Annotated in this window: 20 protein-coding genes; 16 read left to right on the top strand and 4 right to left on the bottom strand. The window is 67.6% G+C overall.

The genetic code is table 11. From position 1 onward, the window contains the following. Positions 1–61: 61 nt before the first annotated feature. From BMX32_RS10445 to tilS, 12 genes are all read left to right on the top strand, one after another. The gene (locus BMX32_RS10445) at positions 62–517 is read left to right on the top strand and encodes a hypothetical protein (protein WP_089978388.1); all 456 of its coding nucleotides are present in this window, start codon (positions 62–64) and stop codon (positions 515–517) included. Positions 518–652: 135 nt separating this feature from the next. Further along, complete coding sequence (locus tag BMX32_RS10440; protein WP_089980196.1) at positions 653–1,234, top strand: RNA polymerase sigma factor; 582 nt, start codon at positions 653–655, stop codon at positions 1,232–1,234. Continuing rightward, positions 1,231–1,605 carry a hypothetical protein gene (locus BMX32_RS10435; RefSeq protein ID WP_089978386.1) on the top strand — a complete coding sequence of 125 codons (375 nt, stop codon included), beginning with the start codon at positions 1,231–1,233 and terminating at the stop codon, positions 1,603–1,605. The genes BMX32_RS10440 and BMX32_RS10435 overlap by 4 nt, the downstream gene beginning before the upstream one ends. A 5-nt stretch (positions 1,606–1,610) precedes the next feature. Next, positions 1,611–2,144, top strand: coding sequence for a DUF3106 domain-containing protein (locus BMX32_RS10430; RefSeq protein ID WP_170843629.1), 534 nt, complete (start codon positions 1,611–1,613; stop codon positions 2,142–2,144). 59 nt (positions 2,145–2,203) lie between these two features. Further along, positions 2,204–2,776 (top strand): nitroreductase family protein, encoded by a 573-nt coding sequence (locus BMX32_RS10425; RefSeq protein WP_089978380.1) that lies wholly within the window; start codon positions 2,204–2,206, stop codon positions 2,774–2,776. Then, positions 2,764–3,663 (top strand): 5'-3' exonuclease, encoded by a 900-nt coding sequence (locus BMX32_RS10420; protein ID WP_089978377.1) that lies wholly within the window; start codon positions 2,764–2,766, stop codon positions 3,661–3,663. The genes BMX32_RS10425 and BMX32_RS10420 overlap by 13 nt, the downstream gene beginning before the upstream one ends. 87 nt (positions 3,664–3,750) lie before the next feature. Next, the gene (locus BMX32_RS10415; protein WP_089978374.1) at positions 3,751–4,335 is read left to right on the top strand and encodes an NUDIX hydrolase; all 585 of its coding nucleotides are present in this window, start codon (positions 3,751–3,753) and stop codon (positions 4,333–4,335) included. 96 nt (positions 4,336–4,431) lie between these two features. Continuing rightward, positions 4,432–7,977, top strand: coding sequence for a DNA polymerase III subunit alpha (gene dnaE, locus BMX32_RS10410; protein WP_089978372.1), 3,546 nt, complete (start codon positions 4,432–4,434; stop codon positions 7,975–7,977). 167 nt (positions 7,978–8,144) lie between these two features. Next, a complete protein-coding gene (locus BMX32_RS10405; RefSeq protein ID WP_089978369.1) occupies positions 8,145–8,762 on the top strand; it encodes a hypothetical protein in 618 nt (205 codons plus the stop codon). Positions 8,763–8,910: 148 nt separating this feature from the next. Continuing rightward, positions 8,911–9,870 (top strand): acetyl-CoA carboxylase carboxyltransferase subunit alpha, encoded by a 960-nt coding sequence (locus BMX32_RS10400; RefSeq protein ID WP_089978366.1) that lies wholly within the window; start codon positions 8,911–8,913, stop codon positions 9,868–9,870. Positions 9,871–10,012: 142 nt separating this feature from the next. Then, complete coding sequence (locus tag BMX32_RS10395; RefSeq protein WP_089978363.1) at positions 10,013–10,756, top strand: NYN domain-containing protein; 744 nt, start codon at positions 10,013–10,015, stop codon at positions 10,754–10,756. Then, positions 10,753–12,051 carry a tRNA lysidine(34) synthetase TilS gene (gene tilS / locus BMX32_RS10390; protein WP_089978361.1) on the top strand — a complete coding sequence of 433 codons (1,299 nt, stop codon included), beginning with the start codon at positions 10,753–10,755 and terminating at the stop codon, positions 12,049–12,051. Before BMX32_RS10395 ends, tilS begins: the two co-directional genes overlap by 4 nt. A 32-nt stretch (positions 12,052–12,083) precedes the next feature. Here tilS and BMX32_RS10385 read toward each other — a convergent pair whose 3' ends face one another. Then, positions 12,084–12,524, bottom strand: a complete 441-nt coding sequence (locus BMX32_RS10385; RefSeq protein WP_211664205.1) for a cupin domain-containing protein — start codon at positions 12,522–12,524, stop codon at positions 12,084–12,086. 184 nt (positions 12,525–12,708) lie between these two features. Between BMX32_RS10385 and BMX32_RS10380 the strand changes: the two genes are divergently transcribed. Both BMX32_RS10380 and ispA read left to right on the top strand, forming a co-directional pair. After that, positions 12,709–12,969 (top strand): exodeoxyribonuclease VII small subunit, encoded by a 261-nt coding sequence (locus tag BMX32_RS10380; RefSeq protein WP_089978357.1) that lies wholly within the window; start codon positions 12,709–12,711, stop codon positions 12,967–12,969. Beyond that, the gene (gene ispA, locus BMX32_RS10375) at positions 12,950–13,855 is read left to right on the top strand and encodes a (2E,6E)-farnesyl diphosphate synthase (protein WP_089978354.1); all 906 of its coding nucleotides are present in this window, start codon (positions 12,950–12,952) and stop codon (positions 13,853–13,855) included. The genes BMX32_RS10380 and ispA overlap by 20 nt, the downstream gene beginning before the upstream one ends. Before the next feature lie 120 nt (positions 13,856–13,975). On the opposite strand, the gene BMX32_RS10370 is transcribed toward ispA, so the two are convergent. Both BMX32_RS10370 and pmbA read right to left on the bottom strand, forming a co-directional pair. Continuing rightward, positions 13,976–14,380, bottom strand: coding sequence for a DUF4870 domain-containing protein (locus BMX32_RS10370; RefSeq protein ID WP_089978351.1), 405 nt, complete (start codon positions 14,378–14,380; stop codon positions 13,976–13,978). A gap of 80 nt (positions 14,381–14,460) precedes the next feature. Continuing rightward, positions 14,461–15,810 (bottom strand): metalloprotease PmbA, encoded by a 1,350-nt coding sequence (gene pmbA / locus BMX32_RS10365; RefSeq protein ID WP_089978348.1) that lies wholly within the window; start codon positions 15,808–15,810, stop codon positions 14,461–14,463. Between the two features lie 120 nt (positions 15,811–15,930). On the opposite strand from pmbA, the gene BMX32_RS10360 reads away from it, so the two are divergent. Further along, entirely contained in the window at positions 15,931–16,179 is a 249-nt protein-coding gene (locus tag BMX32_RS10360; RefSeq protein ID WP_089978346.1) for a DUF1653 domain-containing protein, read from the top strand. After that, positions 16,176–16,715, top strand: a complete 540-nt coding sequence (gene yjgA, locus BMX32_RS10355) for a ribosome biogenesis factor YjgA (protein ID WP_089978343.1) — start codon at positions 16,176–16,178, stop codon at positions 16,713–16,715. The genes BMX32_RS10360 and yjgA overlap by 4 nt, the downstream gene beginning before the upstream one ends. Before the next feature lie 78 nt (positions 16,716–16,793). On the opposite strand, the gene BMX32_RS10350 is transcribed toward yjgA, so the two are convergent. Further along, the gene (locus BMX32_RS10350; protein WP_170843628.1) at positions 16,794–23,627 is read right to left on the bottom strand and encodes a beta-1,3-glucanase family protein; all 6,834 of its coding nucleotides are present in this window, start codon (positions 23,625–23,627) and stop codon (positions 16,794–16,796) included. Between the last annotated feature and the right edge of the window lie 556 nt (positions 23,628–24,183).

Below are 24,183 nucleotides of genomic sequence, written 5' to 3'. Positions count from 1 at the left end.
GCCCGCTATGATGACCGCTTTGCCCGGCCACCCGATCCCATGCGCGACCTGACCGATTCCCATGCCGGCTGAGCGTCCCGGCCTCCCCGCCCTCGTCTTCGGCGTCCTCTGCGCCGCGACCTTCGGCTTCGCCGTCGGCGCCGTGTGGATGGTTCCCCAGATGATGTTCGGGCGCGCGCTCCCCGCGCTGGTGCTGCCGGCCGGATGGGTGCTCGGCGTGGTGGTGCGCCGCTGGCTGAGATTCCAGGGCCTGGCTGGCGGCCTGCTCGCGGCTGGCGCGACCCTGCTGGCCGCCGCCTACACGGCCTGTCTCGTCGCCGCCGCGACCATCGCGGGGATGATGGGCATGGGCCTGGCCGACACCCTGGCCGACGCCGGCCCGGGGATGCTCATCGCCCTGGCGCGTCTGGCCCAGGGGCCTGGCGACTATCTCCTCGCCGGCGCCGGCGCCCTGCTGGCGGCGCTGGTCGCCTGGCCGCTCGACGTGCGCCGCGGCGGGGCACTTCATAAGCCGTAAACACGCCGGCACGGAAGATGTGCCGCCGCGGGAATCCCTCCCGCCAAGTCAACCGGCGGTCGCCGACCGCGTTACCGGAGTCGAACCGAGCCGATGGAGCACGAGGATGCGGACACCGACGATGCGGAGAAAGGCGTGAACGCTTCGCTCGCGCTCGGCGACGCGTCACTCGACGACGTTCGCGAGGTGCCGGCCAGCATGGACGCGTTTCTCGCCTCCATCGAACGGCGCGCCTGGCGCATGGCCGAAATCCATCTCGGCCATCGCGAGGACGCCCTCGACGCGGTACAGGACGCCATGATGCGGCTGGTTCACCACTACGCGGGCAAGCCCGCCGAAGAATGGACGCCGCTGTTCTGGGGCATCCTGCGTCGGCGCATCGTCGACCTGCAGCGCCGTCGCAAGGTGCGCTCGATCGTCGTGGGCTGGCTTGGTGGCGGCAAGGACGACGATGGCGACGACCTGCCCGCGTGGGAGCCGGCGGACGACAGTCCGGACCCGTCGGCAAGGTTGCAGGACTCGCAGGCCTACGGCGACATCGTGGCGGCCCTGCGCAACCTGCCGCGTCGGCAGCGCGAGGCGTTCACGCTTCGTATCATGGAAGGACTGGACGTGGCCGAGACCGCAAAGGCCATGGGCTGCTCGGATGGCAGTGTGAAGACCCATCTTTCGCGCGCGATGCATGCGCTGCGCGAGCAACTGGAGGCATGGCGATGAGCCAGCACGATCAGGAACTCGAACGTCGCGCCAGGAAGCTCTTCCTGCGCGCCAGCCAGGACGTGGATCCGGCGATGGCGGGCCGCCTGCGCGCCGCGCGGCGCACCGCGCTGGCGCCCCGGTCGCACGCGTCGACGGCGCGGCGCCTGCTCCTTCCGGCGGGCGCCTTCGCGGTGCTGGCGCTGGCGAGCCTGATGATCTGGCAGCCGGGCGGCGCGCCGCCCTCCCCGACCGCGCTGGGCGCGTCGGTCGACAGCGATCCGAACGACCTGCCGCCGGATGCCGATAGCGCGGATCCGGCGCTCTACAAGGACCTCCAGTTCTACAGCTGGCTGGCCTACAACGACACCCCGTCCCCGTCCCGCAAGTGATGCCCATGCGCCGCGTTCCGTTCGTTCTCGCCATGCTGCTCGCCGCCGGCGCGCCCCTCGGCGCGGTGGCGCAGGATCGGCCGCCGCCCGGCGCCGATGCCCCCATGCCGGCCCCGCGGCCGTGGAGCGCGCTCACGGCGGACGAGAAGGACATCCTCTCGCCCCTCGCGCGCGACTGGGACACGTTCCCGCCGCAGCGACAGTCGAGAATGCTGGACAAGGCTCAGCGCTGGCGTGGCCTGCCGCCCGAGCGCCGTGCCGAGATCCGCGACCGGATCGCGCGCTGGCAGCAGATGACGCCGCAGGAGCGCGACGAGGCACGCCGCAACCGGCAGAAATTCCAGGACCTCACGCCCGAGCAGCGGGCCCGCCTGCACGACGCGTTCGAGCGCTTCCGCACGCTCACGCCCCAGCAGCGCGACGCGCTGGTGGACAAGTGGCGGGACCTCACGCCGGAACAGCGCCGGGACGCGGTCGATCACCTCGGCCCCAACGACGCGCTGCCGCCCCCGCCCGGGGACCACCCTCCGAGGCCCTGAGCACGGGCGTCCGCGTCGACGCATGTCCGGCGACGCCCCCGCTCCGGTAAAATGGTCGGATGACCCTGACCGACCTGGCTTTCCTCGACGCCCGCCGCTCGGTGCCTTCGCGCCAGCTCGGCGAACCCGCCCCCGACGACGCCACGCTGCGTCGGCTGCTCGAATCCGCCCTGCGGGTACCCGACCACGGCAAGCTCACGCCATTCCGTATCCGCGTGCTCCGCGGCGAGGCCAAGCTCGCCTTCGGCCGCACCCTCGCCAGGCTCGCGGTGGAAGCGAACCCCGACATGTCCGACGCCAAGCGCGACAAGGAGCAGCGTCGCTACGAACACGCGCCGCTGGTGCTCGTCGTGTCGGCGAAACTCGACACCGACAGCAAGGTGCCCGAGCTCGAGCAGAACCTCACCGCCGGCTGCGTGGCCTACAACATCCTCCTGGGCGCGCAGGCGCTCGGCTTCGGCGCGCAGTGGCTCACCGGCTGGGCCGCCTACGATCGCGGCGTCGCGAAGCTGCTCGGGATGAAGAAGTCCGAACACATCGTCGGGTTCATCCACGTCGGCACCCCGACGATGGACGCGCCCGAACGCGAACGTCCGTCCTACGACGACATCGTGAGCACGTGGACGCCGTGAGCACGGACTCCCTCGTCCATCTCGTGGACGGCAGCCTCTACGTGTTCCGCGCCTGGCACTCGATGCCCGACGAGTTCCACGACCACGACGGCGAACCCGTCAACGCCGTGCACGGCTTCACCCGTTTCCTTTGCGAATTGCTGGAACGCAGCCGTGCCGAACACATCGCGGTGGCATTCGACGCGTCGCTCACCACGTCGTTCCGCAACGCCATCTACCCCGCCTACAAGGCGAACCGCGAGCTTCCGCCGCCGCAGCTGGTACGCCAGTTCGCGCTGTGCCGGGAGATCGCGGCGGCTCTCGGGCTCACCGTTCTGAACGACCACCAGTACGAGGCCGACGATCTCATCGGCAGCGCGTTGTGGGGCCTTCGCTCGCATGGCTTCCGTGGCGTGATCGTCTCGGCGGACAAAGACTTCGGCCAGCTGCTCGGCGAGTTCGACGAGCAGTGGGATTTCGCGAAGAACGTTCGCTGGGGCGCCTCGGGCGTGTTCGAGCGCATGGGCGTGCATCCGCATCAGGTCGCCGACTACCTCGCGCTCTGCGGCGATGCCGTGGACAACATCCCGGGCGTGCCGGGCATCGGTGCGAAGACGGCCGCCGCGCTGCTCGCGCACTTCGGCAGCCTCGACGCCCTCCTCGACCGGATCGACGAGGTGGCCTTCCTGCGCATCCGCGGGGCCGCCTCGTGCGCGGCGCGCCTGCGCGAGCATGCGGAACAGGCCCTGATGTGCCGCCGCCTCACGCGCATCGCGCTCGACATCGCCGTGGCGGAAACCGCCGACGCGCTCAGTCGCCGGTCGGGCGACGCCGCGGCCATGGACGATCTCTGCGAGCGCATCCGCTTCGGGCCGCTGACCCGCACCCGCCTGAAGGCACTGATCTGACCGGTCGGGTGGGATCCCCTCCCGCAACGTCACATCCGTGCGATACCTTCTGGCGGATACTTCGCCGTCACCCCAAGGAGCCCGCCCATGCAGAACAGCACGCTGCCCCACGCGTCCCACGTTCCCGACGACGCCAGCGCACCCGAGGAAACGCTGTTCACGGGTAAGTGGCTGACGCTGAAGAAACGCGGTCGCTGGGAGTACGCGGCGCGGAACAACCCGGGCGGCGCGGTCATCATTCTCGCCGTGACGCCGGACGACAAGGTGATCTTCGTCGAGCAATACCGGGTCTCGATCCTGCAGAACACGATCGAGATGCCCGCCGGCCTGGTGGGCGACATCGCCGGCTCCGAGGAAGAGGACGTCCTGCTTGCCGCGCGCCGCGAACTGGAAGAAGAAACCGGCTACGCGTGTGGCCGGATCGAATTCGTGCACGAGGGCCCCTCGTCGTCCGGCATGAGCACGGAAATGATCGCGTTCGCGCGGGCGTGGGACCTGGAGAAGGTTGGCGCCGGCGGCGGCGACGAGACCGAGAACATCACGGTGCATGAGGTGCCGCGGTCGGAGGCCGGCCGCTGGCTGTTCCAGCGCGCTCAGGAGGGCTACTCGATCGACGCCAAGCTCTTCGCGGGACTCTGGTTCATCGAACATCCGGATGCCCACATGCGCTGACGGTTCCCGCGCATGGGGGCGCTTTTCCGGCATGTCAATTCTTGCTCCGGCACCCCCTCCCGGTTAGCCTCACCGGTGGCCTACCAGGCACCATCCATGTCCGTCCGTTTCGCCCACCTCCACCTGCACAGCGAGTATTCGCTGGTCGACTCGACCATCCGCATCAAGCAGCTGGTCGCGGCCTGCGTGCGCGAAGGCATGCCTGCCGTCGCACTGACCGACGAGAACAACCTCTTCGGTCTGGTGAAGTTCTACAAGCAGTGCGCCGCGGCCGGCATCAAGCCGATCGCGGGTTGCGACATCTGGGTCTCGCATCCGGCCGATCCGCGCCCGTCGCGTCTCACGCTGCTCTGCCAGGATCGCGACGGCTACCTGAACCTGTCGCGGCTGGTCTCCCGCGCGTGGCGCGAAGGCCAGGGCACCGGCCGCGCGCTCGTCGACGCCGCATGGATGACACCGGACACCGTGCGCGGCCTGATCGCCATCGCCGGCCGCGAAAGCGACGTGGCGCGCGTCGCGCTCGGCACGGGCCTCGCGGCCGCGGGCGCGCGCCTCGACGCGCTCGTCCGCATCTTCCCCGACCGCCTGTACCTGGAACTGACCCGCACGGGCCGCGAGAACGAAGAACACTGGGTGCGAGCCGCGATGGCGCTCGCCGGCGACTACGCGCTGCCCGTCATCGCCAGCAACGACGTGCGCTTCCTGGCGCGCGACGGCTTCGAGTCGCACGAGGCGCGCACGTGCATCAACCAGGGTCGCGTGCTGGCCGATCCCAAGCGTCCGCGCGATTACAGCGAAGAGCAGTACTTCAAGTCGTCCGGCGAGATGGAGGCCTTGTTCGCCGACATTCCCGAGGCGCTCGAGAACACGGTCGAACTGGTCAAGCGCTGCAACCTCGAACTGGAGTTCGGCACGTACTACCTGCCGAACTTCCCGGTGCCCGAGGGCCACACGCTCGATACGTTCATCCGCGAACAGGCCCAGCAGGGCCTCGAGGAGCGTCTCGCGACGCATCCCATCGCGCCCGGCAAGACGCGCGAGGATTATCAGGCGCGCCTCGACCGCGAAGTCGACGTCATCATCCGGATGGGCTTTCCGGGCTACTTCCTCATCGTGGCGGACTTCATCAACTGGGGTAAGCAGAACGGCATTCCCGTCGGCCCCGGCCGCGGTTCGGGTGCGGGCTCGCTCGTGGCGTGGGTGCTGAAGATCACCGATCTGGATCCCCTCCAGTTCGAGCTGCTGTTCGAGCGCTTCCTCAATCCCGAACGCGTGTCGATGCCCGACTTCGACATCGACTTCTGCATGGACCGCCGCGACGAGGTGATCGACTACGTCGCGCGCAAGTACGGGCGCGACCACGTCAGCCAGATCATCACCTACGGCTCGATGGCCGCGAAGGCCGTGCTGCGCGACTCCGGCCGCGTGCTGGGCATGGGCTACGGCCAGGTCGACCGGCTCGCGAAGCTGATCCCCAACCGGCCGCTCGACCTCACGCTCGGCGACGCGCTCGGCCGCACGGAGAAAGCGAAGAAAGAACCCGACCGCGTCGTGCGCGAGTTCTGCGACGTCTACGACACCGAAGAAGAATCGCGCACGCTGATCGACCTCGCGCTCAGCCTCGAAGGCCTGACGCGAAATGCCGGCAAGCACGCGGGCGGCGTCGTCATCGCGCCCACGCCGCTGACCGACTTCGCGCCGCTGTACTGCGAACCGAGCGGCGAAGGCGTGGTCACGCAGTACGACAAGGACGACGTCGAGGCTGTCGGCCTCGTGAAGTTCGACTTCCTCGGCCTGCGCACGCTCACGATCATCGACTGGGCGGTGAAGGCGATCAATCGCCGCCGCGCGAAGGAAGGCACCGAGCCGCTCGTCATCGAGTCGTTGCCGCTCGACGATCCCAAGGTCTACGACCTGCTCAAGAAAGCGCAGACGGTCGCGGTCTTCCAGCTCGAATCGCGCGGCATGCAGGGCATGCTCAAGGACGCGCAGGCCGACCGCTTCGAGGACATCGTGGCGCTGGTGGCGCTGTACCGCCCCGGCCCGATGGACCTGATCCCCAGCTTCTGCGCGCGCAAGCACGGCAAGGAAGCCGTGGAGTACCCCGATCCCCGCGTCGAACCGATCCTGAAAGAGACCTACGGCATCATGGTCTACCAGGAGCAGGTGATGCAGATGGCGCAGATCGTCGGCGGCTACACGCTCGGCGGCGCCGACCTGCTGCGCCGCGCGATGGGCAAGAAGAAAGCCGAGGAGATGGTCAAGCACCGCGCGACGTTCCGCGAGGGTGCGGCGAAGGACGGGATCGAGGGCGACAAGGCCGACGCGATCTTCGACCTCATGGAGAAGTTCGCCGGTTACGGCTTCAACAAGTCGCACGCGGCCGCTTACGCGCTGGTGTCGTACCAGACCGCGTGGCTGAAGGCCCACTACCCCGCCGAATTCATGGCCGCGACGATCTCGTCGGACATGGACAACACCGAGAAGGCGGTGACCTTCCTCGACGAGACGCGCGCCATCGGCATCACCGTGCTGCCGCCGGACGTCAACGCGTCGACGTACATGTTCGAAGCGGTGGAACCGAAAGTCGTCCGCTACGGCCTCGGCGCCATCAAGGGCGTCGGCCAGGGCATCTGCGAAGAGATCGTCGCCGAGCGCAGCGCGCGCGGCCCGTATCGCGGCCTGGTCGATTTCTGCCAGCGTGTCGGCTCGAACAAGCTCAACAAGCGCACGATGGAAGCACTGGTGCAGTCGGGCGCGCTCGACGCCCTGGGCGAGAACCGCGCCACGCTGATCATGCACATCCCGGAAGCGATGCGCGCCGCCGATCAGGAGGCGAAGAATCGCGCGTCGGGCCAGGTCGACATCTTCGGCAACGCCTTCGGCCAGGCCGAGGCACCCAGCATCATCGAGCTGACCGGCTCCGTACCCGAGTGGCCGCTCGAGCAGCTGCTGCAGGGCGAACTCGATACGCTCGGTCACTACCTTTCCGGCCATCCGACGGATCCGTGGAAGGCCGAGCTCGGCCAGCTCTCGAGCTGCCCCATCGGCGAGATTCCGCAGCGTTACCAGCCGCCGAAGCCGCGCCGGAACGACGACGACGAGAACGCCAGCCGTTTCCGGCGCGGGCCGGAAACGCCGTGGACCGTGGCCGGCATGGTGGTCGGCGTGCGCAAACGCGGCGAGAGCGACGCGTTCGTGCAGGTCGAAGACGCGACCGGGCTGCTGGAAACCAGTTTCTTCCGCGAGGTGTTGAGCGAGTCGGCGCATCTGCTCACCCGCGGCACGATGATCGTCGTCGAGGGCGGCCTGCGTATCGACGATTTCGCGGGTGGCTACCAATTGCGCGCGCGCAAGGCATACGCGCTGTCCGATGCGATGGAGCACTTCGGCCGGCTGCTCACGCTGAAACTCAACGGCGTCGGTCCGGACTTCCCGCTGCACCTGCGCCAGGCGCTGATGGCGTATCGCGGCGGCCGTACGCCGCTGCTGCTCGCCGGCTACCGCAACGCGGTCGGACAGGCCAGCCTCGAACTCGGCGACGCATGGCGCGTACGCGCCGTGCCCGATCTCGTGCGCACGTTGCGCACGCTGCCCGGCGTGCTCGGTGCGGAGCTGCGCATGGTGCGCCCGGCCGATTGATGCCGGGCGGGGCGAGCAGTTTCGCGTGAGCCGATCCGCAGCGTAGGCGTGCCGCTCGTGTCACGTAAGCGGCGCCCATGGCAGATGACAACTAAGCTTTAATCCGGGGGCGGAATCGGATTCCGCAAGCGCTCAGGCGCTCCCTTCCCCAAGACACGGACAACACCATGACCCGTCATACCTCCCTGGCCTTCATCGCCGCTGGCCTCTGCGCCGCCACCCTCGCCGGTACCGCGTTCGCCGGCAGCCTTTCGTCGACCGGCTTCACGCACATCGGCCCGTCGCCGGCCGGTCTCCCGTCCTGCAACTCGTCCGAAGTCTTCGACGCGTGCCGCCTCCCGGTAAAGCAGCCGACCTTCGACACGCTCGACGGCTGGGCCGCCGAGGGCGACGTCTCGCGCGGCGGCGACGCGACCGGCAACCAGTACGCCGCCATTCGCGGCGGCTCCCGCCTGAAGCAGGCGGTGTACGCCGACTTCGGCACGCTCAGCAAGGATGCCAGCTACGTGCTGCGCTTCCGGCTGCTGTCGGAAAGCCACGACGCGCCGGTGCGCGCCACGCTGTCCATGAGCAACGCCGCGGGCGTGCGGGGCGCGAAGCTCGGTGCGATCACCACCACTGCGCGACACCACGAGTGGACCGAGGTCGAACTGCTGGTCGACGGCAAGGCCTATCCCGCCCCCGCCCACGTCATGATCGAGATCGATAACGAAGGCGCGAGTTCGGTCGTGCAGGTGGACGACGTCTTCCTCGTCCAGTCCGCCGATACGGACATCGAAGGCTGATGTCCCGGGCGGGCCAACACGGCCCGCCTCCGACGGAAGGCTTTCTCAGTCAGCGACTTAGCCGCTGCGCCAGGTTCCGTACCCTGGCGCACACGGCGATGTTTCGCAGATGGGTATAATCAGCGGTCTTGTCCGAAGCGCCGACTCCATGAATCCCAACTTCCTCGATTTCGAACAACCCATCGCCGAACTGGAGGCGAAGATCGAAGAGCTCCGCCATGCCAGCAGCGGGCAGGCGTTCAACATCGACGAAGAAGTCGGCCGGCTCCGCGAGAAGCTCAAGGTGAAGACCGCCGAGATCTTCCGCAACCTCACGCCGTGGCAGGTCAGCCAGGTATCGCGCCATCCCGCGCGGCCGTACACGCTCGACTACATCCAGGGCATGTGCGAGGAATTCCACGAGCTGAAGGGCGACCGCATGTTCGCGGACGACCAGGCCATCGTGGGCGGCCTCGCCCGCATCAACGGCCGCTCGATCATGATCGTCGGCCACCAGAAGGGTCGCGACACCAAGACCAAGGTGAAGCGTAACTTCGGCATGCCGCGCCCCGAGGGCTATCGCAAGGCACTGCGCCTGTTCAAGATGGCCGAGCAGTTCCACATCCCGGTCTTCACGTTCATCGACACCGCCGGCGCGTGGCCGGGCATCAACGCGGAAGAACGCGGCCAGTCTGAAGCCATCGCCCGCAACCTGCTGGAAATGGCGGAACTGCGCGTCCCGGTCATCTGCACCGTCACGGGCGAAGGCGGCTCGGGCGGCGCGCTGGCCATCGGCGTCGGCGACCGCACGCTGATGCTCCAGTACTCCACCTATTCGGTCATCACGCCGGAAGGCTGCGCCTCCATCCTCTGGAAGAGCGCGGACAAGGCGAAGGACGCCGCCGAGGTCATGGGCCTCACGGCGCCGCGTCTTCTCGAGAACGGCCTGATCGACAAGATCGTCCGCGAGCCGCTCGGCGGCGCCCATCGCAATCCGCAGTCGATGGCCGTGCGCCTGAAGGCCGTGCTCCTCAACGAGCTCGACGCCCTGGAAGCGCTGCCGCTCGAAACGCTGCTCGAGAAGCGCTACCAGCGCCTGCGTGGGTACGGCGCGTTCAGCGAAGGCTGATCGCTCTGCTCTTGGTGGGAGCCAGCCTGCTGGCGATGGGAGCTTGCCGCGAGCTCCCATCGCCAGCTAGCTGGCTCCCACTCTGCGATCCGGTCCGGGCGAAGGTTGTACGATCAGGCCACTCTCCACACCGGTCCCGACCATGGCCAACGACGTCACCGACAAGCTTGCGGTCCTGATCGACGCGGACAACGCGCGACCGGCCATCGTGGACGGACTGCTCGCGGAGGTCGCGAAATTCGGCACCGCGCACGTCAAGCGCATCTACGGCGACTGGACGGCCCCGAACCTCGGTGGCTGGAAGTCGGTGCTGCTCGACCATTCCATCCAGCCGATCCAGCAGTTCGCCTACACGTCGGGCAAGAACGCGACGGACTCGGCGATGATCATCGACGCCATGGACCTGCTCTATTCGTCGCGCTTCGACGGCTTCTGCATCGTGTCCAGCGACAGCGACTTCACGCGTCTCGCCTCGCGCATCCGCGAAGCGGGCCTTACCGTGTACGGGTTCGGTGAACGCAAGACGCCGCAGCCGTTCGTCTCGGCGTGCGACAAGTTCATCTACACCGATCGCCTCGTGGGTACGGTGGAAAGCGAGCCCGAAGAACCGAAGGCGAAGAAGACGCCGAACGAACTACGCGGCGACACGAAGCTCATGAACATGTTGCGCAATGCCATCGACGCCTCGTCGGACGAGAACGGCTGGGCATCGCTCGGTGCCGTCGGCAGCATCGTCAACAAGCGGTCGCCCGAATTCGATCCACGCGATTACGGGTACTCGAAATTCAGCGGACTGATCAACGCGGTCGGCCTGTTCGACATGGAAGACCGCCAGATCGGCAATGCGAAGCATCTGTTCGTACGCGTCAAAGCCAAGGGCAAATGACTTCCACGCTCGGCGAACACCTCGACGCGGCCCTCGACGATCAGGGCCCGCTCGCGCTCGTCGTGGCGTACAGCGGCGGCCCCGATTCGACCGCGTTGCTGCACGCCCTCGCCACGCGCTCGCCGCGACCGGCCATGCGCGCGCTGCACGTGGACCACGGCCTGCACGCGGAAAGCGGTATCTGGGCGATGCATTGCCGGCGGTTCTGCGAATCGCTCGACGTGCCGTTCGAATCCCTCCGCGTCACGGTGGACCTGAGCCGGGGCGAAGGCGTCGAAGCCGCGGCACGGCGCGCGCGGCGCGGAGCCTTCATGGCCCGGCTCCGGGAAGGCGAGCGACTCGTGCTCGCCCACCATCGCGACGACCAGGTCGAAACCGTGTTGCTCAAACTGCTGCGCGGCGCCGGCCCCGAAGGCCTCGGCGGCATGCGCGAGCGGCGACCGCTCGGCGCGGGCGAGCAATGGCGACCGCTGCTCGACCTCCCGCGCGAGACGCTGCTCGCCCACGTGGCGCTGCATGGCCTCGACACCGTGCACGACCCGTCCAACGACGATCCGCGCGTCGCGCGGGCCTTCCTCCGCTCGACCGTGATGCCCGCGCTCGGCGAACTCTGGCCGCAGGCGTCGCGCAGCATCGTGCACAGCGCGCGGCTGTGCCGCGAGGCCGCCGACGCGCTCCGCGACGCCTGGGCTCCGGCGCTCGACGCGCTGCGCGCGCGCGACGGCAGTCTCGACGCACCGGGCTGGCTCGCCCTGCCCCCGGCGCTGCGCTGGCCGGTGCTCGACCAGTGGTTGCACGATGCGGGACGGCAGGCGCCGACGAGCGGACAACGGGAAGCGCTGGAGCGCCAGATACGCGACGCCGCCGCCGATCGCCTGCCCCGGATGGGCTGGCTGGATACCGAGGTGCGCGTCTGGCGCGGCCGCCTCTGGGCGCTCGCGCGCTCAGGGCCGTTCGACGCGCAGTGGGAATCATCCTGGCATGGCGAGGCACTCGACCTGCCAGGCGGCGGTGTCCTGACACTCGGCGACGCGCGCCTGCCACAGGCGTTCACGGTCCGCTACCGGCGCGGCGGCGAAACGTTGCGCCCCGTCGGCGACAGGCACACGCGCGAACTGCGCGACCTCTTCCAGCGCGGTGGCGTGCCGCCGTGGGATCGCCCGTGCATGCCGCTCATCGTCGACGACGAGGGCCGCCTGATGGCGGTGGGCGATCGCTGGGTCAGCGACGACGCGGCGGTGCTCTTCGACGGCATCGGCGCCCGGCCACGCTGGCTGCGCGGCGCCGAGGTCTGAAACGCCCCGCCGTCGAAGTGTGAGCCAGCCTCTCAATACTCGGGCTTCTGCCCCTGCTCGGGAACGAAGGTCGGCGTGCCCGGGGTGCCCGCATAGGTGACGACGAGCACCGCGGGCTCGTCGCCCGTGACGCCGCGATGGACCTGACCCACCTCTTCCGCCAGCGCCTCCCCGGCGTGGAACGCCTGCTTCCGGCCCGAGGCCTTGTCCTCGACCGTGATCGAGCCCGACAGGACGTATGCCGCGTTCGGAATGGGGTGGGTATGCCACGGCAGCGCGGTGTGCGCGGGAATCGTCATCTTCAGTACCGTCAGCTCGGGTCGGCCCGTCGTGTAGGCCGTGTACGCCACCCCGTTCCACGAGGCATCCGTCCTGACGAGCACGTCGGCCTTCGCGGAGGCCGTCTTTTCGGCATGCGCGATGCCGGCCATCGACGCCAGTGCCAGCGCGATGCCCATGAACTTCGGAACCATGATCGATCGTCCTGCGATGCAAGCCATCGGGAGAGCATAGCGATCGCACCCTCGGGCGGGCATGACGAAGTCGACATAACCGCGCGATAATCCTTGCGCATTCAATCATATGCGCGCCCTGCGCGCGCACCGCGCGTCATCGCGGCGATTGATCGCAACGGCCATGTGAGCTAGCTTTGCGCGCATGCCGAAGTCTCCTGCCGCCCCCGTACCCGCGTCGTCCATCGCCGAGTTCGAGCACTCGCTCGACGAACTCGAACAATTGGTCACGCGCATGGAAGGCGGCGAGCTCAGCCTCGACGAATCGCTGAAGTCGTTCGAACGCGGCATCGGCCTCTACCGGCACTGCCAGACGGCGCTGGAGCAGGCCGAACTGCGCGTCCGCCTGCTGCTCGACCCCCAAGCCCCCGACACCGCCGAACCCTTTGACTCCCGCATCGACTGACCTGCCGGCGCCGCTCAAGGCGCTGGTCGGACGCGCCGACGACGCGCTCGCGCGCGCGCTCCCCGCCGAAGACCTCCCGCCCACCGATCTCCACCGCGCCATGCGATACGCGGTACTGGGCGGCGGAAAGCGCCTGCGCCCTCTCTTCGTCTACGCCGCCGGGCAGGCGCTTGGCTGCGACGGCGCGATCCTCGACGCGCCGGCCTGCGCGGTGGAGATCATCCACGCGTACTCGCTCGTCCACGACGACCTGCCGGCGATGGACGACGACGCGCTGCGCCGCGGTCGCCCCACCTGCCACATCGTCTTCGGCGAGGCCATGGCGATCCTCGCGGGCGACGCGCTGCAGGCGCTCGCGTTCGAGCTGCTGGCGACCGGATCCGATGGCGACGACGACGCACGGCGGCGCATCGCGATGCTCCGCACGCTCGGCCTGGCCTGCGGTGCGGAAGGCATGGCCGGCGGCCAGGCGTTCGACCTCGCGGGCGTCGGACACACGCTGACGCTCGATGAGCTCGAGCGCATGCATGCCTACAAGACCGGCGCGCTCATCCGCGCCTCCATCCGTCTCGGCGCGCTGGCCGCCGGCTGCGACGACGAGGCGATGTTCGCCCGTCTCGATCGCTACGGCCACGCGGTCGGCCTCGCGTTCCAGGTGCGCGACGACATCCTCGATGTCGAGGGCGAGTCCGCCGTGATCGGCAAGACCGCCGGCAAGGACGCGGCCGCCGACAAGCCGACCTTTCCATCCATTATCGGACTGGAGGCGTCGCGCGAGCGACTCGCGGCCCTGGTCGACGATGCGCTGGAAGCCATTGCCCCCTTGGGCGAACGCGGCGCATGGCTCGCCGCGCTGGCGCGCTATTCGGCCACGCGCGGGCATTAGGACGGCACTCTGCCGCAGGTCGGCTCGTCGTGTGGGAGCGGCCTTGGCCGCGATGGGTGCTTGTCGCAAGCACCCATCGCGCGCGAGCGCGCTCCCACGGGGGAGCGCGTCACCCGCTGATCAGGCGATCAGGCGCAGCGTGAACGGGTAGCGGTAGCTGCCGGTCTGGCTGACGCGGATGGCCGCGACGATGCAGAACACCAGGTTGAACAGCCACAGCAGCGGCGTGAGGAACGCGCCGATGACGATCACGGTGAGCACCCAGCAGATCACGTAGCCGATGAGCACGGTGATCTGGAAGTTGAGGGCTTCCTTCGCTTCGGTCACGAGGTACGCCTTGTCGGCGCGATCCTTGTGGATCAGCCAGACGATCAGCGGGACGATGATGCTGAAGATGAGACCGGACAGATGCGTGAGCATCGCGATGTTCCGGTCGTCCGCGTTGACGACGGCGGAACCCGGGGGCTCGTAGGGCGGAGGGGTCGGCGGCGGCGACGGCGGGATCTGATCGGACGGCGTACTCATGGCGGAACTCCGTGGGCGATGTCGCGCCCACTGTCCGTTCCGCCCAGTCGCCTGTCAAGACGACGGACGGCACATGGTCTTCACTCGCCCGCGATGGTCATGGTCTCGATCAGCCACGATCCGGTCAGGAGGTGCGAGCGGCGATCGACATCGGCGCCGACGGCCACCAGATTCGCGTACATGTCGCGAAGGTTGGCCGCGATGGTGATCTCTTCGACCGGGAACGCGATCTGGCCGTTCTCGACCCAGAAACCGGAGGCGCCGCGCGAATAGTCGCCCGTGACAATCGACACGCCCTGCCCCATCACCTCGGTGACGAGAAGGCCCGTGCCGAGTTTGCGCAGCATGCCCGCGAAATCGTCGTCGCCCGTCTTCACGAAGAGGTTGTGCACGCCACCGGCATTGCCGGTGCTCGCAAGACCCAGCTTGCGTGCCGAATAGCTGCCCAGCACGTAACGCTGGAGCACGCCATCGACGACCAGCGGCGAGTCGACGGTCGCGACACCCTCGGCATCGAACACGGACGACCCCATGCCCCGAGGCACGAGCGGTTTCTCGTCGAGACGGAACCACGACGGCAGGATCTGCTTGCCGGCGTGATCGAGCAGGAAGCTCGAGCGGCGATACAGCGAGCCGCCGCTGATCGCCCCGAGCAGGTGGCCGAGGAGCGAGCGGGATACCTCCGGCGCGAACAGCACCGGCGCCTGTCGCGTGCCGAGGCGACGCGCGCCCAGGCGCGACAGCGTACGCTCGGCGGCCTTGCGGCCGAGCTCGCCCGCGTCCATGAAATCCGATGCGCGACGCTGGCTGTCGTACCAGTAGTCGCGTTGCATGCCGTCGTCGTCGCCGGCGATCAGCGCCACCGACAACGAGTGCCGGGTGCCGCGCTCGCGGCCGCGGAAGCCGTGGGAGTTCGCGTAGACGGAAAGGCTCTGGCCGGCGTTGACGCTCGAACCGTCGGAATTCGTGATGCCCGCGATGGCGCGGCCGGCGTCTTCGATTTCCTGGCCCAGCGCGATGGCGCCGTCCACGTCGACGTCCCAGGGGTGCCAGAGGTCGAGATCGGGGAAGGCGGTCGCCATGCGATCGGCATCCGCGAGGCCGGCGGCCGGGTCTTCCTCGGTGAAACGGGCGATGGCGCAGGCCTGTTCGATGGTGGCCTGGATGGAATCCGGATTGAGGTCCGCCGTGCTGGCCGAGCCCTTGCGCTGGCCGAAATACACCGTGAGCGCGAAGCCGCGATCGCGCGTGTGCTCGACCGTCTCGACCTCGCCGAGGCGCACGTTCACGTTCAGCCCGACGTCGATGCTCGCCGACACCTCGGCCTGCGTGGCCCCCGCGGCCCGCGCGCGGCGGATCGTGTCCTCGGCCAGGCTGGCGAGGCGGTCGAGGTCCTGGTGGCTGGTGTCGAGGGCGGCAACTTGGCTCACGTGGGCTTCCCGGGGGCAGAGAGTTAGAATGACGGGCCGTACGCGGCCATCCCCAGACAGATGGGGTCGCGTCGCCCGATCAAAAGCAACGCACCACCCATGGTGCCATGGAATTCCCGAATGAGCGTCCGTGTCGGCTATTACCGCCACTTCAAGGGCATGCCCTACCGCGTGCTGGGCACGTCCCTGCACAGTGAAACCATGGAGGAAATGGTGATCTACCAGGACCTCTACGATCAGCGCCGGCTCTGGGTGCGCCCCGCCGCCATGTTCGCCGAAACCGTCGAACGCGACGGCAAGACGTTTCCCCGCTTCGCCTTCGAGCGCGAGGCGGACGACTTCCAGTCCATCACGGATCTCCTCCCATGAAGCCATTCGACGACCGTCCGCGCGATGACGACGAAGAAGACCTCGGCCCCAGCCGCAGCGAAAAGCGCCGCAACGCGCTCGACATCCTGAAGCTGGCGGGCCAGCTGATGGAACTGCCGCCCAGCCGCATCCCCAAGCTCAACCTGCCCGACGACATCGTCGAGGAGATCGGTCGCACGCGTAAGGTCACGGCGCACATCGCGCGCAAGCGCCAGCTCGCGTTCCTCGCCAAGCAGATGCGTCGCCACGGCGACGAGGCTTTCGTGGACGCGCGCGCCGCGCTGGGCGAAGACCGCGATCGCCAGCGCCAGGAAGCCGCGCACATGCACCGCCTGGAAGCGAAGCGCGAGCGTCTGCTCGAAGGCGGCGACGTGGCGCTGGGCGAGCTGTTCGACCAGCACCCGGATCTCGATCGCCAGCACCTGCGTTCGCTGGTGCGCCAGGCGAAGGCCGAGCGCGAGGCGAACAAGCCGCTGCATGCGTTCCGGGAGATCTATCGGATCCTGAAGGAGCTGGAAGCCTCGTCGGGCGACTGATCACCAGGAACAGGAACGACAAAAGAAAAGGGCGGTGGATTTCTCCACCGCCCTTTCTTTTTTCACCGCGTCGGCGGCTTACCAACCGATCCCGAGTTCGAGATGCTCCGGCTGGGTCTCGATCAGCGTCGAGCTCTGGTCCGAAACGTCGTCGTACGCGAAACCGTACGCCTTGCCGTTCACGCCATGCAGGTGCCAGAAGCGCGAATAGTAGTTCGCGGGCGACTGCTGGTAGTACGAGGACGGATCCTTCCAGGTCGTCGTGTCTTCCATCACGTGACGGTTGAACGCGGCGCAGATCTGCGCTTCGAGCTGGCCTTCCACGCCCCACGCGTCATGCGAACGGGCGAGCTGGTCCTTGCCTTCCAGCACGGCCTGCGTCGTCGGCTTCTCCACCTTGAACAGCATGCCTTCCGGCTCGTTCGGTTCGCGGGTCTCGTTCCAGTTGGTGTGGACGAAGGTCAGCACGCCGTCCACGACGGTTCCCTCGAACTTCTTCGCGCCGATCGTCATCTCGAGCACGTGGGACTGGTAGTACGTCCACGACTGGTCGATGTAATCGTCGAAGTAGTGCTCCTGCGGCTTGCCGGCGTCGAACGCCGCCTTGCCCGGTGCCAGGATCCGGACCGGATCGGCTTCGGCCAGCTGGAACTCGGCCGGAACCTCCTGGTTGTACTGGGCGAAGATCTGCGCACGCGTCTGCGTGATGCCCGAGGACTCGTGCCTGGTCTTGTTGCCGCCGAATACATCGAGCGACAGCGGGATCGAGAACTGGTCGACCTGCGTCGTGTTGATGAAGATGGCGTTGTCGTTCCAGGTGAACTCGTACCAGTCGTAGTACACGCCGATGTTCGGATCGGTGGCGTTGAGCGGGTTGGGGCCCGCGAAACCGATCGTGCCGTCGGCAGCCTTCAGGATCTTGATGTACATCGGTTCACCGACCGAGACGAAGATCCGGCCCGAGTCCATCTTCGGCAGCTTGAGCAGCTTGGCCTGCGCGAGCGTGAAGAAGTAGTTCGGGTAGTTCTGGCCGTTCTTGGTCAGGTGGCCCTGGCCGTCGTTGTCCTGTTCGGACGCGGCGACCAGCGTGCCATCCGGCTTCACCCACGAGAACACCTGCGACTTCGGATCGCGACCGATGACGGCGACGAAGATCTGGTCGTCGCGCCACTTGCCGTTCGTCGTGTTGCGCAGCTGCGTACCGATGAAGCCGGGGTACGTCTCGTAGTCGAAGCCCTGCGACGGGTCGTTGGAACCCGGGTTACCCGGCTGGGTGCCGGTGTCGCTGGCGGCATACACGCCCATCTCCCACAGCGAGTAGCCGTAGGGGCTGGAGCGCTTCAGGCCCTGCATGCGCACGTACTGTGCCGAGACGGCCGGGAACGTGACGGTTTCGACGCCGCCCTGGCTGTTCTCTTCGTCGTACGCGACGTTCCACTGCTTGCCGTCGAGCGACGTTTCGATGCGGTAGGCGAGCGCATGCGCGTTCTCCCACGAGAGCACCACCTTGCCGATCGTCTTCACGGAACCCAGGTCGACCTGGATCCACTGGTCGTTGGTGAACTCCGAGGACCAGCGCGTGCCGGCGTCGCCGTCGTTCACGTTCTCCGGCTTGAACGCCACCGGGTTTTCGCTATCCGACGCCAGCACCGTGCGCTTGAACGCAAGGTTGCCATCGGCCGGAACGCCCGGATCCTTCTCCGGCTGCTGCGGTTGCTGCGGCTGCGTCTGCGGCTGCTCGCCGACCGGCTGCTGGCCGGCGGCCTGGTACACCTCGAACTCGAACAGCGAGTTGCCGTAGCCCGTGGTGCGGGCCGTGCTGTTCATGCGCACGAAGCGTGCCGTCTGCGCGGCGAACGTCTGCGTGTCGACGCCGCCCTTGCCCGTGACCGGGCCCACGACGGTGTGCCACACGTTGCCGTCGTCCGACGTGTCGATCGTGTACTTCGCCGACGCCGCGTTTTCCCACCGCATGATGATGTGGTCGAACGTCTTCGCCGTGCCGAAGTCGAGCACGAAGTCGGTCGGATCGATCTTCGGAGCGGAGCTCCAGCGCGTGTCGAACTTGCCGTCGATGGCCTTGGACACGTCCAGGTCGCCGCGTTCCGGGTCGACGTGCGACGACGCCGTGGCACCGATGGCGATGTTCACGCCACCCTTGCCGTCACCCGGCGTACCGGGGCTCGGCGGGTTGCCGCCACCGTTGTCGCCATCGCCCGGCTGCTGCGGCTGCTGGTTGCCCGGCGCGCCGAAGACGGGATCGAAGCCATCGCCGGAATTGTCGACCGTCAGGAACACGTCGTTGCTGGTCGTCGACAGACCCTGCGCGCTGACCACCTTCACACGCACGCGCGCACCGTTGTTGGCCGCCACGAGGGCCGGCGTCGCATAGGTGCCGTCGGCGGTGCTCGAAAGCAGCGTTTCGACGTCGACGCCATCGGCGTCCTTACTCACGTTGTACCAGTCGTACGACATCGGACCCACGCCCGCCGCCGTGACGGCGAAGTGCGCGGAACGACCCGCACCGGCCTTCTGGTTCGCCGGCTGCGCCGTGATCGTCGGGGGAACGACCTTCGTGCCCTTGACGCAGAGCGCATGACCCGGATTGTTCTCCGCGACCGCACGGCTCTTCACGCCGAGCGAGCTGACGACGAACGCGTAGGTCGCATCGGTCGGATCCTTACCTTCGGTCCACGTCGTCCACGCACCCGGGAAGGCGGCGGTGGAGTAGCTCTGGCCGCTGATGGCCAGCGCTTCCGCCACGGTCGGAAGGCGCATGCCGTCCTTCGCGCACTCGGCGATGGCGATGGACTGCGTGAACTGCGCGCCCTGGTCCTGGTAGCCGCGCTGCACGCGATCCCAGGTCAGCCCACTCAGCGTGTCGGTCACGAACTTCGAACCGGACGTGGTGGTGTAACGCTCGTTCGCGCCGCAGCAACCGGCCGAGTTGTACACCTCGAACTCGTACAGCGAGTAGCCGTAGTCGGTGGAACGCTTGACGCCCTGCATGCGAACGTAGCGACCGGTAACCGGCGCGTCGAACGTGACGTCTTCGGTACCGCCGACGCTCGCACTGTTGTGGTACGCGTCCTTGAAGCCCGAATCCGGGTTGTCCGAATACTGGATCCTGTACTCGGTCGCGTGCGCGTTCTCCCACTTCAGCACCACGCGGTTGAACGTGCGCGAGCTGCCGAGGTCCACGGTCAGGTAGGCATCGTCGACCTTCTGCTTCGAGGCCCAACGCGTCGTCGCGTCGCCATCGACGGCGGCCCATGCGGGCGTGCCCTGCACGTTCTCCACTTCCGTCGACAACGTCTGCTTCTGACGGGCGAGGTTCGCACCCGGCGGCGCCAGGGTGAGCTTCGCCGTCGCGGTGACGGTGGCGCCATCGACGTAGTTGGTGACGGTCACGCTGTACGAACCGATATCGGAAAGCTGGACCGCGCCGATCGTGAAGGTCGGCAGGTCGTCGCCGACCGGCTGGCCGTCATGCGACCACTTGTAGTGGAACGGCGTGGTACCGGCCACGATCTTCGACGCATCGAAGGTCGCCGGCTGGCCCGGGTTGGCGCGCACATCCGACATGTCGCCGGTGAGCACCGGCGGACGGGCCGCGTTCACGGTGAGCGTCGCGACGTCCGACTTCTGCTGGCTGTTGGAGTTGTTGACCAGAACCTCGAACTTCTTCGCGTTGTCGGCCGTGGTCAGCAGGCCCGTGTCGTACGTCGGCGAGGTCGCATTGGGAATCGCGACACCGTTCGCGTACCACTGGTACTTCACCTTCGGCGAACCGGACGCGACCACCGCGAAGTGAGCCGTCTGGCCCGCATCGACGTTCTGTGCCACCGGCTGCGTCGAGATGACGACCGGCGAGAACGCGAACACGCCCAGGCGTGCCGGGCTCGACTCCTGGTCGGCACCCTTGCCGTGCACCACGACGGTGTAGACCGCGCCGTTATCGGCGAGCGTCGTCGCCGGGGTGGTGTAGCTGGCCGAGGTGGCACCCGCGATCTCGACGCCGTTCTTCTTCCACGTGAAGCTGAGCGGCGGAGCGCCCGAGGCCGTCACGGCAAAGTGCCCCGTGTCGCCGACGGTCACGTTGTCGTCGACCGGGTTGGCGATGACCGACGGCGGACCCGACGGCGTCGGTGCCTGCGGCACTGCCTTGATCGTGAACGACGTGTGGCCAGCAAGCAGACCCGGCGCCGAAGCGCTGACCGAGACCGTGCCGGTGGTGAACTTCGTGCGCAGTGCGATCTTCTGCAGACCGCCTTCGAACTGCAGCTCGTGCGAGCCCGGCGAGTGGTACGAATGGATCGGCTCGGCGATGCCGCCGTTCTGATCCGGCACTTCACCCGCGCTGTAATCCACCGCCTGCTGGGTACCACCGTTATAGGTGACCAGCGACGCGCCGCTGTCGACGTCGAACGTGACCTTCTGCGATGCCGTCGGCACCCAGTTGCCGTCCTTGTCCACCACGCGCGCGACGATGAACGCCGCGTCGGAGCCGTTGGCCGTGATCTGGAAGGTCGAGCCGTCCGGACGAACGATCGGATCCTTCGTGTTCACCACCTCGAGTTCGATGTGGTCGGCGGTGCCCGCCGTCGTCAGCGTATCGGCGACGTCGAGGCCGTTGGCGTCCTTCCGGACGTTGCCCACGGTGTCGATGCACTGCGCCACCGCGGTGCCCGCCTGCCACTTCACGTCCCAGTGGACCTGACCCGGCAGCTTCGTCGTCTTCTGCGCGACGTCGGCACCGACGATTCGGCCCGTGCGCGTGTCGCGGGGTCCGTTTTCCGCGACCTGCGACACCTTGTCGATCGTATCCCAGGGGTTGGGGGTCTGATCGTTGCCCTGCGGCACGCCATTGATCAGCAGACGCACCTTCGGGCAGTTGCTGAACGCGCTGACCGTGATGTCGCCCGAACGATTCCAGTGGTTGGCGAGCTTCACCACCGGACGCAGGTCGTAAGGCACCCAGACGGACTGGTAGATGTAGTAGAGCATGCGCGGGAAACGGTTCGCGTCCGTCATCGACGCGTTGTTTCCACGGGCGTTATGCCGGAACTGCTTGACCGGCGTGCCATCCGCGTTGTGATCGATGGCACCGTTCTTGTACCCGTATACCCAGTGGGTATCGTCTTCCAGCCCATCGGCCAGTTCGACGGTTTCACCCGGGGTATCCGCGAAGTACCACTGCGCCATGCCGAACGTACCGGCCTTGCGCGCCTCCGAATACGGCACGAGGTAGTTCAGCGCGAATGCCAGTTCGAGGTCGTACGAATGACGCAGTACGCCGTCGCCCCAGTATTCCGCGCCCCATGCGGGCTTGTTCGGGGTGGTCTGGTGCAGGTTGGTTTCGCAACCCGCCTTCGAGCAGCTGAGGATGTCGCCGTTCGCCGCATTGGGCGTGCGGTCGGCCGCGGCGCGCGGCGCGATCGCGTCCCAGGTGCGGGCGAGCGTGCGCAGTTCCTGCGCGAACGGCGTGTACATCACGCCATTGTTGTGCTCCCACGCCAGGATCGACGGGTGGCTGCGATCGCGGATCACGATGTCGCGATGGACCTCGCGCTTGATCGTCCACATGTTGGCGCACTGCGTGTCGCCGGCCTTGCAGGGGTCCGCGAAGCCGTTCTCGCCGTCGCCGCTGGGCTGCACGATGAACACGCCGAGCGCGTCGGCCGCTTCCACGAACTCCGGGCTCGACGGCGAATGGCCCGGACGCCACAGGTTACCGCCGGCGGCGGCGAGATCCTTCAGGTCACGCCACTGCTGCTCTTCCGGCACGGACGAACCAAGGCCCGGGTAGTCGTAGCGGCCGGAACCGCCCCAGGTGTACTGCTTCTTGCCGTTGACGTACGGGAAATCCTTGTCCCACGTGATGGTGCGGATGCCGAGCGTGCTCTGCTTCGCATCGACCACGGTCCCGTCGATGCTGACGGTGTGGTAGACCTTGTAGAGGTACGGCTTGCCGTCGAGGCTGTTGTTCGGATACCAGAGCGTCGGGTTGTTGACCGTCAGCGTCTCGTCGAACACCGGCTTTTCGTCACCCGGGATCACGTGCGGCGCGAGCGTCGCCTGCTTCTGATCGGTCGCGACGACGTTGCCGTTCGCGTCGACGATCTGCGTCGTCAGCGTGACTTCCTGGGCGGCCGCCGTTTCGTTGACCACGTTGGTCTGGACACGGACGGTCGCCTGCTTGTGGTCGGCGCTCAGCGCCTGCGTGCCCACGTAGGTGCCCCACGTGTTCTGGCCCGCGTACACGTTCTCGGGGATGTGCACGAGGTTCGTGACGTGCAGCTTTACCGGACGGAAGATGCCCGCCTCGGCCTGGCCGAAACGGAACGAGCCCGAGAAGCCCGGGTCTTCGAAGAAGCCGCCTCCACGCGCGACCTTCACCGCCAGTACGTCGGTGCCGTCGAACTTGAGGAACGGCGTCAGGTCGACGATGTGCGGCAGGAAGCCGATCACGTGAGTCGCCTGCGCATCGACCTGGCCCGGCTGGTTCAGCACGCCGGTGCCTGGGATGAAGCGGCCGTTGACGTACACGCGGTCGCCCGTGTGCGCGCCTTCGAACTCCACCATCACCTTCTTGCCGCGATACGACGCGGAGTCGGCGAGCTTCGTGCGATACCAGCTGGTCTCGCCGTCCAGGCTGCCCTGGCCACCGCCGGACTCCTGGTTGATGAAGGTCGTGAAATCGTTGGCGGCGTGCGGCAGGCCGACGGTCAGCCACTTGCTGTCGTCGTAGCCGATCGCCGCGCCTTCGTCGCCGTTCGGCAGCGGTGCGTACACCGTCGGATCGTTCGGATTGACGATGGATTGCTTGGTGTACTTCCACGGCTGCGCGCCGAGGTTGATGTCCTGGCGATCCGAAGGCGCGAGCGTGACGGCCTGGGCCGTCGCGGTCACGCCCAGGACGGCCATGGCGACGAGGACGGAAAGTCCTGCTCGCCGCGGACGCGGGGGTGATGCGGGATGTCGCTTCATTGGGTTAAGCCCCTGTTTGAGCCACGTTGGGAAACAGCGCGGTTCGCAGCGCGCACGACGCCGATAGCCGGCGATGGGTCGCCGGCTTTCCTGCGGTCGTTTTGCGATGAGTGGACTGTTCGAACCCGCTGCCCAGGGTTTAGCCGTCCAGACGCTGTCGCGGCGGATCATCCGCCTAGCGAATGACACTCACAATACTAAATAGGGTGAGTCGGACGATTTTTCGGAGCGAACTTTCACGTTCCGTGACGTGGGTCCGCTTTGCCGTTCACGCGCAGGAATTGACAAGAAATAAGTGTCATCCGTCAAAAATGCGGCGAACGGATGGGCCTGCCTGTGTGGGGTCTCGTGGCGAGCACCCATCGCGGCCGAGGCCGCTCCCACACGAGCGGGTATCGCAGGAGTTTTGGTGGGAGCCAGCCTGCTGGCGATGGGGCTTGCGGCAAGCACCCATCGCGGCCAAGGCCGCTCCCACACG

This window comes from Luteibacter sp. UNCMF331Sha3.1, assembly GCF_900109915.1.
In the GTDB taxonomy this organism is placed as follows: Bacteria; Pseudomonadota; Gammaproteobacteria; order Xanthomonadales; family Rhodanobacteraceae; genus Luteibacter.
Note: the sequence above shows the minus strand (reverse complement) of the source record. Positions and strands in the feature narration are given on the sequence as shown.

Excerpts from the sequence above, each read along its gene's own strand:
- BMX32_RS10445 (WP_089978388.1), top strand. The coding sequence starts at position 62 with ATGCCGGCTGAGCGTCCCGGCCTCCCCGCCCTCGTCTTCGGCGTCCTC.
- BMX32_RS10370 (WP_089978351.1), bottom strand. The coding sequence starts at position 14,380 with ATGAGTACGCCGTCCGATCAGATCCCGCCGTCGCCGCCGCCGACCCCT.
- yjgA (WP_089978343.1), top strand. The coding sequence starts at position 16,176 with ATGAAGCCATTCGACGACCGTCCGCGCGATGACGACGAAGAAGACCTC.
- tilS (WP_089978361.1), top strand. The coding sequence starts at position 10,753 with ATGACTTCCACGCTCGGCGAACACCTCGACGCGGCCCTCGACGATCAG.
- BMX32_RS10380 (WP_089978357.1), top strand. The coding sequence starts at position 12,709 with ATGCCGAAGTCTCCTGCCGCCCCCGTACCCGCGTCGTCCATCGCCGAG.
- BMX32_RS10415 (WP_089978374.1), top strand. The coding sequence starts at position 3,751 with ATGCAGAACAGCACGCTGCCCCACGCGTCCCACGTTCCCGACGACGCC.
- BMX32_RS10360 (WP_089978346.1), top strand. The coding sequence starts at position 15,931 with ATGAGCGTCCGTGTCGGCTATTACCGCCACTTCAAGGGCATGCCCTAC.
- BMX32_RS10405 (WP_089978369.1), top strand. The coding sequence starts at position 8,145 with ATGACCCGTCATACCTCCCTGGCCTTCATCGCCGCTGGCCTCTGCGCC.
- BMX32_RS10395 (WP_089978363.1), top strand. The coding sequence starts at position 10,013 with ATGGCCAACGACGTCACCGACAAGCTTGCGGTCCTGATCGACGCGGAC.
- dnaE (WP_089978372.1), top strand. The coding sequence starts at position 4,432 with ATGTCCGTCCGTTTCGCCCACCTCCACCTGCACAGCGAGTATTCGCTG.
- BMX32_RS10400 (WP_089978366.1), top strand. The coding sequence starts at position 8,911 with ATGAATCCCAACTTCCTCGATTTCGAACAACCCATCGCCGAACTGGAG.
- BMX32_RS10435 (WP_089978386.1), top strand. The coding sequence starts at position 1,231 with ATGAGCCAGCACGATCAGGAACTCGAACGTCGCGCCAGGAAGCTCTTC.
- BMX32_RS10425 (WP_089978380.1), top strand. The coding sequence starts at position 2,204 with ATGACCCTGACCGACCTGGCTTTCCTCGACGCCCGCCGCTCGGTGCCT.
- BMX32_RS10430 (WP_170843629.1), top strand. The coding sequence starts at position 1,611 with ATGCGCCGCGTTCCGTTCGTTCTCGCCATGCTGCTCGCCGCCGGCGCG.
- BMX32_RS10385 (WP_211664205.1), bottom strand. The coding sequence starts at position 12,524 with ATGGTTCCGAAGTTCATGGGCATCGCGCTGGCACTGGCGTCGATGGCC.